At 45.7% G+C, this 14,473-nt stretch carries 12 protein-coding genes; 6 read left to right on the plus strand and 6 right to left on the minus strand.

Annotation, left to right across the window (positions count from 1 at the left end; translation table 11 throughout):
* Positions 1 to 312 precede the first annotated feature (312 nt).
* The 3 genes from ACJB0T_RS06440 to ACJB0T_RS06450 all read left to right on the plus strand — a co-directional run bounded on the left by ACJB0T_RS06440 (position 313) and on the right by ACJB0T_RS06450 (position 2,704).
* Positions 313 to 771 (plus strand): magnesium transporter, encoded by a 459-nt coding sequence (locus ACJB0T_RS06440; RefSeq protein ID WP_479294115.1) that lies wholly within the window; start codon positions 313 to 315, stop codon positions 769 to 771.
* Positions 771 to 1,802: an HlyD family secretion protein gene (locus tag ACJB0T_RS06445; protein ID WP_479294117.1), complete on the plus strand. Its 1,032-nt coding sequence runs from the start codon at positions 771 to 773 to the stop codon at positions 1,800 to 1,802. The genes ACJB0T_RS06440 and ACJB0T_RS06445 overlap by 1 nt, the downstream gene beginning before the upstream one ends.
* Before the next feature lie 221 nt (positions 1,803 to 2,023).
* Positions 2,024 to 2,704, plus strand: coding sequence for a hypothetical protein (locus ACJB0T_RS06450; protein ID WP_479294119.1), 681 nt, complete (start codon positions 2,024 to 2,026; stop codon positions 2,702 to 2,704).
* A 103-nt stretch (positions 2,705 to 2,807) separates the two neighbouring features.
* Here the strand turns inward: ACJB0T_RS06450 and ACJB0T_RS06455 are convergent, their stop codons facing one another.
* Together ACJB0T_RS06455 and ACJB0T_RS06460 are read right to left on the minus strand one after the other, a co-directional pair.
* On the minus strand, positions 2,808 to 3,626 hold the full coding sequence (locus ACJB0T_RS06455) for a hypothetical protein (RefSeq protein ID WP_479294121.1): 819 nt from the start codon (positions 3,624 to 3,626) through the stop codon (positions 2,808 to 2,810).
* Positions 3,627 to 3,810: 184 nt separating this feature from the next.
* Entirely contained in the window at positions 3,811 to 4,128 is a 318-nt protein-coding gene (locus tag ACJB0T_RS06460) for a YMGG-like glycine zipper-containing protein (RefSeq protein ID WP_479294123.1), read from the minus strand.
* A 252-nt stretch (positions 4,129 to 4,380) separates the two neighbouring features.
* Here ACJB0T_RS06460 and ACJB0T_RS06465 point away from each other — a divergent pair, with 252 nt between their 5' ends.
* Positions 4,381 to 7,440, plus strand: coding sequence for an efflux RND transporter permease subunit (locus ACJB0T_RS06465; RefSeq protein WP_479294125.1), 3,060 nt, complete (start codon positions 4,381 to 4,383; stop codon positions 7,438 to 7,440).
* A 57-nt stretch (positions 7,441 to 7,497) separates the two neighbouring features.
* Here ACJB0T_RS06465 and ACJB0T_RS06470 read toward each other — a convergent pair whose 3' ends face one another.
* Positions 7,498 to 8,382: a DMT family transporter gene (locus ACJB0T_RS06470; protein ID WP_479294127.1), complete on the minus strand. Its 885-nt coding sequence runs from the start codon at positions 8,380 to 8,382 to the stop codon at positions 7,498 to 7,500.
* A 160-nt stretch (positions 8,383 to 8,542) separates the two neighbouring features.
* Here ACJB0T_RS06470 and ACJB0T_RS06475 point away from each other — a divergent pair, with 160 nt between their 5' ends.
* On the plus strand, positions 8,543 to 9,388 hold the full coding sequence (locus tag ACJB0T_RS06475) for a LysR family transcriptional regulator (protein WP_479294129.1): 846 nt from the start codon (positions 8,543 to 8,545) through the stop codon (positions 9,386 to 9,388).
* Positions 9,389 to 9,671: 283 nt separating this feature from the next.
* On the opposite strand, the gene ACJB0T_RS06480 is transcribed toward ACJB0T_RS06475, so the two are convergent.
* Complete coding sequence (locus ACJB0T_RS06480) at positions 9,672 to 11,726, minus strand: hypothetical protein (protein WP_479294131.1); 2,055 nt, start codon at positions 11,724 to 11,726, stop codon at positions 9,672 to 9,674.
* Between the two features lie 175 nt (positions 11,727 to 11,901).
* Between ACJB0T_RS06480 and ACJB0T_RS06485 the strand changes: the two genes are divergently transcribed.
* The gene (locus ACJB0T_RS06485; protein WP_479294133.1) at positions 11,902 to 12,369 is read left to right on the plus strand and encodes a DM13 domain-containing protein; all 468 of its coding nucleotides are present in this window, start codon (positions 11,902 to 11,904) and stop codon (positions 12,367 to 12,369) included.
* Between the two features lie 242 nt (positions 12,370 to 12,611).
* Here the strand turns inward: ACJB0T_RS06485 and ACJB0T_RS06490 are convergent, their stop codons facing one another.
* Together ACJB0T_RS06490 and ACJB0T_RS06495 are read right to left on the minus strand one after the other, a co-directional pair.
* Complete coding sequence (locus ACJB0T_RS06490) at positions 12,612 to 13,568, minus strand: TAXI family TRAP transporter solute-binding subunit (protein WP_479294579.1); 957 nt, start codon at positions 13,566 to 13,568, stop codon at positions 12,612 to 12,614.
* 62 nt (positions 13,569 to 13,630) lie between these two features.
* Positions 13,631 to 14,473 carry a beta-keto acid cleavage family enzyme gene (locus tag ACJB0T_RS06495; RefSeq protein ID WP_479294135.1) on the minus strand — a complete coding sequence of 281 codons (843 nt, stop codon included), beginning with the start codon at positions 14,471 to 14,473 and terminating at the stop codon, positions 13,631 to 13,633.

The following is a 14,473-nucleotide window of genomic DNA, read 5'->3' on the forward strand; positions in this document are numbered from 1 at the left end:
GCTTGGATAAATGCAGCAAAATCAGTTTGTTCGGTGAATAATTCATCAGTTTGAATATTTGACATCCACTGGTCTATTCCCTTCAACATTTTTTCCTATAAGCACATTTTTCTATAAACACATTTTTCTATAAACATAGTGCAGTTTCGCCCAAAGCCAATCAATGACGTTGCTACAGGCTAACACATAACTAATATTTATATTTAAACCCAATTTTGCGTTATGTATCCAAAGGTAACCCTTGGTTACACTCTCCTTATCCAAATCACAATCACACAAATCGCTACGGATAGCCTGAATCAGGGAACAAACATGTGCAGACTAATAAAAAGAGCGTTACATTTTAGTACCAAGTCCGCTGTCATAATCGGCGGTTTTCTCTCTCTGAGTTATATGTTTGCTCAGCTTTCTAAGGTTCATGGTAAAGCACTGCCTGCCGACTATTTCTCACAAGACTTGCCTAGCATTCTTGGATTGTTGAATTCTGAATTTTTTATGGGCGTGATTTTTGTTATCACCCTGTCCATCATTACCTATGTGCTCTACCTACTGTGGCAGTTGCACGAAGTTGCCGTACACCGCAGTCAATACATGCAAAGCGCACAAGCGAATCTAGTGTTTGCTCTGTCTTTATGTGGCCTGTTCATCGACAAACTTTGGTGGGTACTGGCCATTATTATTGCCTTTACCAACTGGGATGCAGTCGCAAGCGCTGTGAGTAAAGTGATTCACAGTGGCATCCATGGCAATAAAAAGTCGGAGGACGCGTAATGAAAGAAATCATGCTTCCTTATGTGCTGATTATTTGGCTGTTAGTCAAACTTGGCGTTATTAAATGGACACTACGCAATGCAGTTATCAGCGTCGGGTTTGGTGCATTCCTCGCATTCATGCTGTTTACTGCACACCGCTTTTGGTCCCCGGCAGATTTGACCGACAGCACCACAGTTAAAGCACCTCATGCGGTGTTGAGCCCACTATTTGGCCAACAGGTGAAAAAGATCTACGTCACCCACAACCAAGAAGTGAAAAAAGGCGATTTGCTATACACCTTGGAATCGGAAGATACCGATCATGAACTAAAAAGTTTGCAATCAAGCTTGGTAGCAGCAGAGCATCGTATTACTAGCATTGAAGAGCAGATTGCTATCGATGAAAAAAACCATCGCCGCTTGATCAATCTGGATGAGTTTAGCTCTGAGCAAGAGCGCGATGAACTGTATACCCGTATTCAGCAAGGTCAGGCGGATCTCATGGCCGCCAAATCGGATGTCGATGGCATCAACGCACAAATCAATCAAAAGCAGTGGCTGAACGATCGAAATCAAGTTCGAGCACCCTTCGACGGAATTGTAGGCGTAATAAACATTGCAGAAGGCTCAAGAACGGGCAACTTGCATCTGTTCGATACCAACCGAAAGTTTGTTGAAATGCGCGTTAGCGATCAAACCTATCGTTATATTGAGCAAGGGCAATTTGCAGAGTTCTTTGTTAACTCTCACCCTGGTGAAGTGTTCCGAGGCCGAGTACATAGCATCACAAGCAATACTGGTGAAGCCACCGTCTCCGCACAAGGTTCCACACAGCATGTAAGACAGCACGTTGGCAATAACACGAGCAGCCATGGCCGTACAGTCATCATCGAGTTTAACGAACCTGAAGGCTACAACGTACCACTTGGTGCGACTGGCTCTGGTTGGATATCTGCCAATAAGCCGTCACCTAAGCTCGGTTTTATGGACATCATCGGTGGTGCTACTGTTCGATTAAAGGCACTAAAGGCCTACTTGAACGCGCTATAACAGAGTTTGGTATTAACCCTTTAAGACCCGAACGTTATTGGAACTCTGATTGGAACTTGGAATGGAAAATTGGGTCTATCGCACCTCAACATTGTTGAGGTGTTTTTTTTTGCACCAATCAAAATACCGAATACTTCCTAATTTAGTCACATTTCATTTTTTAGGTACCTTTGTGCCGCTCCAATTACGGGGGCAAAAACAATAATATAGGTAATAAAGAAATGAAAAAAACAGCAATCCTTCTCGCAATCTCATCTGCACTTTCTGTAAGTGCTTTCGCAAACGGTTTCTCTGGTGGTATTGAACTTGATGCTAAATTTGTTGACGGCGAAAAAGAATACACAACAAGTAACGGCTCTGGCATCAAAGCATTCGTTGGTTACGAAGGATTTGGTCTTTCAGCTAAACGCAAAGCAAACTTTGAGAACGAGTACAACGTTAACTACAAGCACGATTTCGAAAGCTTCTGGCTAAAAGGTGAATATGAGTTTGTCGATAAGAAAAGTCGCCAACAACCGGCGAATGACCAAAACAAGTTTGGTGTAACGGTTGGCGGTAACGTTGCTGATATGTTTGATACATCATTTCGTCTACGTAAGGACATCGACCTCAACTTAAACAACGCTACACCTCGTGGCGACATCACCCGTTTTGACCTAGCTGCTGGAAAGCAACTAACAGAACGCATGTATCTAAACGCTAAAGTGGTAGGCCAGAAGCAACACGAGAAGAAAGTGATTGCTGGCGACCAAAGCAAAGACATGATCTACAACCTTGAACTTCGTGCAACGTTTAATGCAATCGACAACATGATCCCATACGTTGAGATTGGTAACGAAGGCTCACACGGTACAAACGATCGCAATACTTACGGTAAAGTAGGCGTAGTATTCCCATTCTAAGCTTGACTCATTTTAAATAGATCAAAGATATTCGAAGGAATGAATATCTTCACTTACCCACTTTAAGAGCATCCCTGCTCACTAAACCTCCCAAACCATTCAATTAAAACTGATAGTTAAACTCCACTCTTTGGTCACCATCAAAATAGTTCTGCTCCTGCGTCCAGTTAGCAAAATAACGAACGTTGAAGCGAGGTGTGAATTGATAAGACACCGCGAACTCGTTGGTAAAGATAGAGTCCATACCAGGTCCGTAAGCGTTCTCTACATAAGCTTTTGAGCCTGAGATTGTCGTCAACCACATAGGATTGTAGTTGAGCCACAACTTGTCAGTAATGGCATACTTGGTATACGCCCCCACAACGGCATACGTACCTGGAATGGTGTAGCCAATGTTTTGCTGTTCAATTGGACAGTCTACGTTTGGCATATTTTCACAGCCCTGAAACTCGCCATTTCTCAAATTCACGCCCAGACCTGCCAGTGGGTAAAGATTAAGGTTACCCAGTTTTGGTAGTGCCTGAATAAAGCTATAAGAGGCGTTTAAGCTCTCCTGCTCCACGTTGTAGTTCAAATCAACCTGAGATCCTCGGCCATTCGTCGTGTTTACACTGAAGTTACGAAAACGAACACTATCAATGGAGTTATCGCGATGGCTTGAACCTGACCAGCCTAGGTACTCACCAACAACGCCTTTTACCTCGATGATATTCATCGCCATGGTCTCTGGGTTGCCTGTATCGTAGGTACGGCCTACTTTAAAGTTCAGACCTTTATCAGAAGCACCAGCACCAGCTTGTGTGTAAACTGCCAGAGGGTCTGACATGTCCTGAACCTGAGTATCTGAGTCGTTAGCAGCATAAGAAGAAAAAGAGAAACACGCAGCCACAGCTGCGCTTAAAAGGGTAATGCTCGCGCGCATGAAACTAATCCTAGAAGTAAATGACGCGAGCAGACTAAGGGGCGAGAGGGTCTAGAACAATTAACCCAAGGTTATAGCATTTATTACACTAGCTTTATTGACCTTTATATTATCAATATAGTTCAGAGAGTTATGGTCAGTAGTGCCCACAAAAGAATTGACGAAAACCTCGACCTGATCACTACTAGCCTTCGTCTAGTGCGCTGTCAATGATGACTTCGTCGACGACTCGGTCTTCATAATCCGCAACGATCGCCTCTTCAACAATCGCCTCACCCACCAACGCATCACATTCTGCTTCGTCGTATGCGCCATCAACGACGCCAGCTGCACCGCCAATCATCGCTCCTGTTTTAGCATCACCAGCTATCGCACCAACCACGCCACCAACAACAGCACCTTCCACCGCATCGGTAACAGCATTGCCAGGCTCACATGGGTGATAAGCAAATGCAGGAGTCACGCCGACAAGCATCATGGTCGTTACTAACAGTTTTTTCATTCGAGTTTCATCCAATTGATTTTTGAAGGGAGTGCCACTGTAGCGACATTAAAACTCACTGGAAAAATAGCTCCTATTCCATCAACAAATACATAGTCACGAAATTAGCTCCTCAGGCACGATGTCAAACCTTGCTATTCGAACCTCAAATATTTGCTATTTCGTTTGCTGATAGAACAGTCAGCGACTCAATTGTGATTAAAAATACCCAGGCGTAAACTGAGGACAATTATTCATCAATGGGTAGCTAACATGTTTAAAATGTTCATAGAACGGCCTAAGTTTGCAATTGTTATTGCGCTTTTAATCTCACTTATTGGAGCAATCGCTGCCGCCAACTCCCCAATAGGAAGGTACCCCGACGTTGCGCCAGTGACCGTAGAAGTCACCACGTTCATGGACGGTGCCAGTGCGGATGTTATGGCGAAATCTGTCGCTCCTGAAATCGAAAAACAGGTCAATGGGGTCGCTGGAATGGAGTATATGAAGTCCACCAGCGGTGCAGATGGTACCTATACTCTCGAAGTCGTTTTTGAAAGTGGTACTGATTCAAACAAAGCCGTTAACTTGGTACAAAATCGCGTCAATCTCGCCCTTCCGGAGCTACCCGGCGACGTGATGCGAAATGGTGTTAAAGTGGAGAAACTCTCTAATGGCTTAATGCTAGGCATCTCAATTACCGATCCATCTGGCGAAGCATCGGCTATTGAGATCAGCGCGTTTGCAGGCGGTCCGCTAAAAGAGAGAATTCAACGTATCAACGGCGTGTCAAAAGTCGATGTACTTGGTGAAAAGAAATACTCAATTCGTGTTTGGCTCAACCCGAACAAAATGAAGCATTACTCGATCAATGTCGATGAAATCAATCATGCTATCGCCACCCAAAATAAGATTGCTTCCGCCGGTAGCGTGGTCAACGATAAGTTTGAATTCCCAATTACCGTTGAGGGTGGTTTATCTTCCCCTGAAGAGTTTGGCAACATCGTCGTTCGCTCAGACGAGCTGGGAAAAACCATCTTCTTAAGAGACATCGCAGAAATCGAGCTAGGTAGCGAAATCTATACCGCCAATGCTTACGGTGAAAACGCTAACGGTGCCGTACTGTTCATCTACAAAACTCCAGAAGCCAACGCAATGGATGTAGCCTCCGGCATTAAATCCCTTTTACAACAGCCAAGCGATTACCAAATCAAGACCGTCTACGATGCAACCACCTTTATCGATGGCGCCATTTACAGCGTTGTAGAAACCTTGGTCCTAGCTGTTGCCATTGTTTCCTTGGTCACTCTCCTTTTTATGCAAAATTTTCGATTGACCTTGATTACGGTAACGGCAATTCCCGTTTCTCTCATTGGCACCTTTGCGGTCATGAGCGGACTTGGTATTCAAATCAACATCATTTCCATGTTTGGTCTGGTGATGGCAATTGGTATTGTTGTTGATGCCGCAATTATCGTTATTGAAAACGCTGAACATCAACTAGACGAACATCCCGAGATGACAGTTAAACAGGCAATATCTAAAGCTTTAGATATCACCTTCTCTCCGATTGTCGCTTCTATGCTAGTGTTGCTTGCCGTTTTTACCCCTTCACTCTTTATTCCAGGCATGGCCGGCACTATCTATTCTGAATTTGGCATCGTCCTATGTGCTTCTGTAGTAGTTTCAACCTTAGTGGCGCTCACGTTGACTCCCGCACTGTGCGCGCTGTTTATGAAGCCGCCAAAGAAAACTGCCATCGCAAAGTCCGTTGAATGGGTTATTACACAAAAAATCCGAGCTTTTACCGGTCTAGCATGGACAGCAACACGCTTACCAATACTTACTATCGCGCTGCTAGTTGGTGGCCTCTATCTATCGGTAGAGCGAGGAGCGAGCTTGCCAACGGGTCTCCTACCAGAAGAAGATACTAGCGCTATTTTTGTGGTTGGAAGCTTCCCACAAGGCACAGCGTTGACACAAACCGACCAATACCTAGCCAGTCTGACCCAGCAGCTCAATGCGCTACCTGGCGTTTCCACCAGTGTTGAGGCATCCGGATTTAATCTGTTAACTGGAACAGCAGAAATGAGCAGTTTCATGATGTTAGTGTCGCTTGATGATATGCAAAGCCGAACGGCTACAGACGTCGCTATCACAGACCAAGTGAATGCCGTTTTAGCTGAAAATACCGAGATCCAAGCCTTTGCTTTTAAACCACCTGTCATTCCTGAACTAGGTATGGTCGATGGCGTAAACTTCGTTTTGCTTGCACCGGAATTAACACCCAATGAACTTTACAAGCTCACAACGGACTTCAATACACGCTTAATGGAAGATGAGCGAATTGGCCTAGCGATGGCTCAGTTCGAAGTGACAAAACCTTCCATGAAACTCAATATCAAGCGTGACGACTTGCTAAAATATGGTGTTACGTTCGCAGATGTGCTCGAAGGCATGCAAACCCACTTTGGTGGTATGTATATCAACACATTCAATATGGGTGGACGAAACTACAAGGTGATGGTGCAAAATGACCCCAATTATCGATTGGACCCGAAAGCACTGAAACAAACAGGGTTGTCTAAATCAAATGGCAAACGTATCACCTACGACAAGCTCTTCGATGTAGAACAAATCAAAGTCCCGAACTTCATTTCTCGTTATAACGCTGAACAAGGGGTATTCATCGACGTCATTCCAACCGTCGCTACGGGGCATGCTATTCAGGCCATACAAGAGCTTGCTGAAGAGTTTGGTTATCGCGTTGAGTTCACCGGCGCAGCAAAAGAAGAGGTCAATGCAGGCAATACGGTTGCTCTTGTTATGGGGCTTGCTCTGCTAGTCACCTTCTTAGTGTTAGTCGCGCAGTATGAGTCTTGGCTGATCCCTCTCGCGATTATGTTGACCGTTCCGACAGCGGTTATCGGCATCGTTGAGGGCGTGATTCATATTGGTGGCAACATCAACATTCTTACCCAGCTATCTGCCATCTTGCTGATAGGTATGACGGTTCGAAACGCGATTCTGATTGTCGAGTTCGCTAAAACGCTGCGCGATGAAGGTGAACTAACGATTAAGCAAGCGGCGGTTCAAGCACTCCGCTTACGTGCTCGCGCAGTGTTTATGACCGCGTTCTCGTTCGGGGTTGGATTGATACCCTTGATGCTGGCGAACGCTGTCGGCTCTGGCGGCCAACAAGCTCTTGGTTGGGCGTCATTTGGTGGCATAGTCACCGCTACTTTTATTGGGTGTATTATGGCAAGTGTATTTTTTGTGGTAATTCAACAAACTCGAGAACTGTTCAAACCTGCTACCACAGCCCAAGTATAAACACCCCAAAGACTTGCCACTGTCTAAATTAGGTGGCAAGTCGACCTCATTCCAACCTTACCGGGCTCGGACTTTCCTAAATGATGATAAAGAGAATCCCGTCACAAGCATCGTGCCACTAATAACCAATATCGTTCCGACTACAGTGTTTATGCCGATAGGTTCTCCCAAAAACAAATTGCCCCATAGTATTCCAAACATCGGAATTAGAAAGGTGACCGACAACGCGGAAGACGGCCCAATATCGGTAACCAAACGAAAATAGAGCAAATATGCCGCCCCAGTACAGACAACGCCCAGCAATACTACCGCTAGCCAGACCTCTTGAGTCGGCGACTCTCTCATCGGTACAAAAGGTATCAACGGCAACACGATCAAACAGGCTGCCCACATGCTGCCATGCGCATTATTAAATGCCGGTACGGAAGGCGCATTCTTTGCGTAATTGGTCGCAATGCCATAACAACACGCAGCCATCACCCCTGCAATAATCGGTAACGTCGCCTCTTCACCTATCCGTACCGCATCCCAACCAACTAACACAGCAACACCAATAATACCTATCAATAATCCAAGCGCCCCACGCTTTGTTAGCGGTGTTTTGGTCCAGAAAACACCTATCACCGCCCCCCAAATGGCAGCGGTTGAATTGAGAATCGACAATGTGGAGGCATTCAACGTTTGCGCGGCATAAGCAAACAATAGAAATGGCAGCGCAGTATTGAACAGTCCAATGATAAAAAAGTGTCGAGTATGCTTGCTGAACTCTAGTTTCTTCTTTAGATAAATACTAACGACCAACAGAGCAATGGCCGCAAAAAATACTCTCGCTTCAATCAGTAGCGCTGGCCCCATTACGTTGGCCGCTATGCGCATAAATAAAAAGGAGCCGCCCCATATTGAGGCAAGAAGAATCAACCTTAGAAAACTCGCTAAATCCATCTGTTTATCTTTGTACCAATAATTTTTCCCTACTGTGCGCCATGGATATTGAAATCACAACCCCCACTTAGGTCTTATATCAATTGGAGTTCCGATAGTGACTGGTTCGCATACTAACCCTCTGCTACGATAGAGCTATCATTGATCAGATCAGTTTGTTATGGACTTAAACCTTCTATCTACTTTCAGCGCAGTGTATCGACACCGCTCTATCACTTTAGCTGCAGAAGAACTTAACCTTACTCAGCCGGCGGTAAGTGCAGCCTTGAAACGATTAGAAGGTGTGGTGGGAAAGACGTTGTTCGTTCGTTCAGGAAGAGGGATCGCACCAACTGGCGCAGCCGTGGCACTGTCCGATAAGATCGAAATGCCGCTCGCGGTACTCGAGACGATAGAAAAGCGACAAGAGATCACTCGAGTCTACTGTAGCGAGAGCCTAATGCATCTGGTCTGTGATTTACCTGGGCTCTCTTTTGTTGAGGCGCCGCTTAGTGAAAAGCAATTGCTCGCCGACATAGATTCACAAAAGGTTCACCTCGCTATCGATTTTGCCACGAGTACTAGCCAAGCACACGTTGTGGAAGACATTATTGAAGAGCCAGCAGTTTGTGTGTGCAGAAAAGATCATCCAGATATCGGTGATACGCTCTCTTACGAAGACTACTATCGAGCCCAACATATCGCCCTTAAAATTCGTCGTAATAACGCCAATATGATGGATTATTTATCGCAAAAGCCCAGCCCACCAAGAGTCATCAAAGCAGAAACAGGATCGGTTTCGAGCATGCTTGCTCTCGCCGCCACAACGAATCTGCTGGGTGCATCCACGCTGTCGCTCGCCAAGCATTTAGCTCCAATGCTAAATCTGAAAATATTCCCTATCCCACTAGAAATACGCAACGTGCAGCATCGCATGATCTACCACCGACGTTTTGTAAATGATGAAGACCATAAGGCGACACGAGAAATCCTGAAATCGGTGATTCAGAACAACCAATATCAATAGGCATTAACACCGTTACTTTGACTAAAAGTAAGCCTAAACAGTGGGGTCATGGTGAGGAAAAACGACTCGACGTTAGCTGGGAGAATCTTGTCGCGTACGGCATGACACCCTCGATGATCTGCCATCTCGCTGACATCACACCGGCTGATTTGATTCATATTCGCTATCTCGCTACGCGAAAAAAAACATTATAGAATTAAAGCTAGCCACAAAAATAGAAAGGGTAGCGTTGCTCCAATGCCTAGCTACCCTTCTTCTAATCCTATATCTCAAGACGGTGTAGTCACTCACCTGCTAATATCAACACCGCTCCCTCATAAGGACGAAGTGCAACTTGATTGCTCTTGGGTGCTAAGCTTCCATCCCAGTTCACTCGATGATATTGAGAGGGCAACAGAATGGTTTGGATCTCCTTATTCCACTTCGCCTCATCACGCCACATATCACTGTCTGCGCGAGACTTACCTGCGAAGTAGACCACTAGGCCTTGTTCAAATTGACGGCCAATGGCTTGGTAATTTTTCGGCCAAAACCAACTTTCATCTCTATCAAGCCAAAACCACCCAGAACGGTTCGATTCAAGAAGCTGCTCAATTTGCTTAGCTTCAACTCTATCTTGCGTTAACCAGTCAAATGAGGAATCGGTCTCGTTAATAGGCTCACCTAAATCGTGGCTGAGCATTTCGCTCGGACGATAAACCTGATTTTTAACCGCGCCACTTTGGTACCAGTTATTGTTATCAGTTGGATTGCTGCTGTAGTAAAAAGTTTGATTCCAACTGTGATAGTGGGTTTGTTTGGGTATATGGAACAGGTAATAGAGAGCTAGTCCGGTTGCAATGTCTTGCTGCCATGCCTGTACATTATTGGTATTTAGCTCGCTACGGCCAAAGCGGGTCGTCGTCATAACAAGACTCTCACCTCCCATAGCCGTGAGAGCAAAATGCTCCCAGCGCTCACGGAGCGCATCCGTTCCCATTGCCGCATACAGGTAGTGCTCTCTTAGCCAAACATCAAAAACACCTCTGAGTTCGGGCGTCCATTGTGGATAGCGCCACAGATTGAGCTCTGAGATATTAGCTGCCAGCTTCGTATTGGGTAGGTAATCTTTGAGCTGAGAGAGAAAGCTCGCCATTTGCCCTGCATAATTCAAGGCAGCCTCATCTGTGCCTAACGTGCCTGGCAACTCAGCGATAGCGCCTCCTTTGACCACTTGATACTGATTACCACCAAGCAGCTTTGCCATATCATCATTGTAGGCTCCGCTTAGCCCTTGCCGCTGCCAATCAAACTTATACCAATCCATATGAGCTTGATTGGCCGATGGATGAGAAAAGTTAGTGCGTTGCCAGCAGGTTCCAGGCCACATATTGCCGATCGGAATAAGGCGCGCTTGTGAGGCATAACGCGCGTGTGCTTGTAAATTCACTCTTTGCCGATACTCGTTATCATCTAAATACCCATCGCCGTTGACATCATTACGCCAATCCCAACCCGGTATCACCACGTGTTTCGCTTCCTGATGCAAACCATAGTCAACAGACAACGCATCTATATCCTGTGGCGTTGACCAACTTAACCGTGCCACGTATACCGGCATATCAAAATCGAGCGCGCGATGTCCGGTATTAAAATGATACTCGCCAAGCCAAGGAGTAACCGCTTGCATCTGCTTTTCGATAGCAACTTGCGACAAAGAACCTGTATCCGAGTTAGAGCTAACATCCGACTCATCAGTCGCCAATGGTTGCCACTCAGTTATCGGTGCTCCAACCTGCTCTGGCTTAGCAAGGCTAATCGACAGTGTGTCGATGGAGGGAATATTAATAGCAATAAAAGGCTGGGAGGTGACCACAATAAGCTCTTCATCTTTAGACAAATTTATCGGTAGTCGTGCGGTCTTAAGCACCGTGCCCTTTTTCACCATCAGGTGAAGTGGCTTTCCATCGAGAAATTGCTGCGCTTTTTCAGATAAGTTGTCATAGGCTAAGTGCGTCTCTTGAGCTGCATGCAGATAAAGGTGCTCTGGGTTAATGCCTTGGTGCCACAATTGTCGATGAAGCCACGCTTCTTGTTCACCAGCAAAGCAATCTAGCTTCTGACTATACATGTAGCCAAGAGCCGTAGTCTGCTTGTTTAGCTCTGGCGTACCCAGGCTGCCAAATACAATATCGCTATGCTGTGCCTCCCATTGCTGGATTTCTTTTTCACGATTTCCCCAGGCTTGCCAACCGCCAGGTAAAACCAAACCCATCGATGGTGCAGCTTTGACCTGATGTCCAACCAAAGAACTGACCAATCCTATGACGACACCACTGATTAACAATCTGATTTTCATAACAATCCCCCTAGCAAAAAGTATAGGAGAGCTTGTAAGCAAACACAGGAAATACCATCGAAGAAGTGACACGAGACCGCTAAGTAACAACAGCATTGATGGCTATCTATCAGTTCATCGCTGTACTAGAGTTATCTCTAGGTGTTATTCGTTTTTGGAATAGAAGGGGATCTTTGTGAAACGTGTTTTATTACTTTTTACTCACTTAGCGGCGCTGTTTGCTGGTTTTATGTTGGGGATCTACGTTCTACCTATTCTTACTCAGCCAGACTCACCATCAATTGAGGTAATTGAGTCGCAAAGCTCAACCATTGTTTATCAGGGAGAGTTTAGCAAAGAGCGCGCGGACAGTGACTTTCTCCATTGGGGCGAGGGAAAAATCAGCTTTTCCAAAAAGAGTGCGATGTTTATCGGCGAACTGGCTCCGGGGCCTGATTACAAACTGTACCTCTCTCCTACCTTCATAGAAACTGAGGCAGAGTTTGTCGCCAACAAAGCATCGATGCTTCAAGTAGGAGATGTAAAAACCTTCGATCGTTTTTTGCTGACACTTCCTGAACAAACCGACTTAACTCAGTACAACACTGCCATTGTGTGGTGTGAAAGTTTTGGCGAGTTTATTACCTCTGCCAAGCTAAATTGATGTCGAAAAAATAACTGTGAGAGCGGTTCCAACTGCCAATGGCGCTGACATTTCGCTCACTGTTTACTGACAAAAACAAACGCAACTAGGCGCATTATGATTTGGCCTTAAGCACCTAGAACTTGTGTTATGTGTGTAACTCGGGGCAATACCGTTTTGTATTGCCTCTTTTTTTGCTTCCCCCCAAAAGCAACAAACCCAACGCTATTGCGTTGGGTTTGGATTTTTATAAGGCCATTTGACTATTTAAGTAGACCCACTTCTTTGTAGTATTTCTCTGCGCCTGGATGTAGTGGCGCCGATAGACCATCTTTGATCATCTCTTCTTTCTTCAGGTTAGCGAATGCTGGGTGTAAACGCTTGAAGTCATCAAAGTTTTCAAACACAGACTTAACGATGTTATACACCACATCTTCTGGAACTTCGGTAGATGAGACAAATGTTGCACCTACACCGAAAGTTGTCGTGTCTTCAGGGTTGCCTTTGTACATGCCACCAGGCACTGTGGCAACGCGATAGAAACTGTTGTCTGCCACCAACTTGTCAACCACAGAGCCGTCAACGGTTACTAGTTTGCTGTCACAAGAGGTTGTTGCTTCTTTGATAGCGCCACTAGGGTGACCAACGGTATAGATCATTGCATCAATTTTATTGTCACAAAGCGCTTTAGATTGCTCAGAAGCCTTCAGTTCAGAAGTCAGTTTGAATACATCCATGCCCCAACCGTAGCCGTCCATCAGTACTTCCATCGTACCGCGTTGGCCTGAGCCTGGGTTACCGATGTTCACTCGTTTGCCTTTTAGGTCTTCAAACTTCTCAATACCTGAGTCAGCACGTGCCACAACGGTAAACGGTTCTGGGTGAATAGAGAACACTGCGCGAAGCTCTTTGTAAGGGCCGGCATCAGCAAATTTGCTAGTACCATTGTACGCATGATATTGCCAATCTGATTGCGCGATACCTAAGTCCAGCTCACCCGCTCGAATGGTGTTAATGTTGTAGATAGAACCGCCTGTACTTTCTACAGAACAGCGAATCGAGTGATCTTTACGGTCTTTATTTACCAATCGGCAAATCGCCCCTCCAGTAGGATAATAGACACCTGTTACACCACCAGTACCAATTGTCACAAATTGGTCTTTAGCGTGCGCGAGGGTAGCGCCGCCCATTGCCATACAAACAGCAGATACGGTTAACATGGTCTTTATTTTGGTCATAATTATTCCTTTTCCTGTCGTAGGTATCCTGACCGGTGTACTCCTTAACAACCGGTCGAAGTGAGATGGTTTTTTAATCTTTCTGTTGTCATCGGTTTGATGTTGAGCGCTGTCGCCGTATCGACAAGTTGAGTCACTAAAACAGCATTGCTATCCGCGATAGCACCTTGATTGTCATAATGATTATTTTCAAACCCTACTCGTACGTCAGCCCCCATAAGCATAGCAGCCGTCAAGCAATTGTGTTCAAAATGACCAAAGGCACACACCGCCCAACGGTGATCCAGTTCAAATAATTGTGATCCCAACATAGGAGCGAGATCCTGAGGATGTGCCAACTGCCCATCGCGATAGCGCCCTAATACTAATAACAAATGATGGTGGTAATTGGGCAACAATCCACGCGATAACCATCGCAAATAGCGCTGAAAGTCTTGATCGTCATAGAGAATATATTGCGAAATAATGCCTTGCTCTGCGACCCAATGAAAGAAACGACTCGCCGATGTTAGATGCTGCTCGTCAGGAATAAGCTCTCGAAGCGCAAAGGATGCCGCTTCGGGTTTTATCGCTTTAATTAACGCTTGCTGCTGCTCCGGAAGATACTGACCAACCGCCTCCGTGGTCAGTTGAACCAACAAACTGTCACCTACCCTCTCCTTGAGCCCTTGGTATAGAGGTAGGTTATCATCCAGCTCAAGCGAGTGTTGACCTTGTTTATCCCGAGCATGCAAATGCACCATCGCCGCTCCAGCATCTCGACACGCAATCGCCTCATCAATAATACTTGGCAGATCCATGGGAAGATTCGGGTGATCGCGTCGGGTTTTACGTGCCCCATTGGGTGCTACTATGATCGCCGATTCAGAAAACGGTTGGACAGTCAT

The organism is Vibrio sp. CB1-5 (assembly GCF_059412285.1).

Excerpts from the sequence above, each read along its gene's own strand:
- ACJB0T_RS06440 (WP_479294115.1), top strand. The coding sequence starts at position 313 with ATGTGCAGACTAATAAAAAGAGCGTTACATTTTAGTACCAAGTCCGCT.
- ACJB0T_RS06445 (WP_479294117.1), top strand. The coding sequence starts at position 771 with ATGAAAGAAATCATGCTTCCTTATGTGCTGATTATTTGGCTGTTAGTC.
- ACJB0T_RS06450 (WP_479294119.1), top strand. The coding sequence starts at position 2,024 with ATGAAAAAAACAGCAATCCTTCTCGCAATCTCATCTGCACTTTCTGTA.
- ACJB0T_RS06455 (WP_479294121.1), bottom strand. The coding sequence starts at position 3,626 with ATGCGCGCGAGCATTACCCTTTTAAGCGCAGCTGTGGCTGCGTGTTTC.
- ACJB0T_RS06460 (WP_479294123.1), bottom strand. The coding sequence starts at position 4,128 with ATGAAAAAACTGTTAGTAACGACCATGATGCTTGTCGGCGTGACTCCT.
- ACJB0T_RS06465 (WP_479294125.1), top strand. The coding sequence starts at position 4,381 with ATGTTTAAAATGTTCATAGAACGGCCTAAGTTTGCAATTGTTATTGCG.
- ACJB0T_RS06470 (WP_479294127.1), bottom strand. The coding sequence starts at position 8,382 with ATGGATTTAGCGAGTTTTCTAAGGTTGATTCTTCTTGCCTCAATATGG.
- ACJB0T_RS06475 (WP_479294129.1), top strand. The coding sequence starts at position 8,543 with ATGGACTTAAACCTTCTATCTACTTTCAGCGCAGTGTATCGACACCGC.
- ACJB0T_RS06480 (WP_479294131.1), bottom strand. The coding sequence starts at position 11,726 with ATGAAAATCAGATTGTTAATCAGTGGTGTCGTCATAGGATTGGTCAGT.
- ACJB0T_RS06490 (WP_479294579.1), bottom strand. The coding sequence starts at position 13,568 with ATGTTAACCGTATCTGCTGTTTGTATGGCAATGGGCGGCGCTACCCTC.
- ACJB0T_RS06495 (WP_479294135.1), bottom strand. The coding sequence starts at position 14,473 with ATGACTGTCCAACCGTTTTCTGAATCGGCGATCATAGTAGCACCCAAT.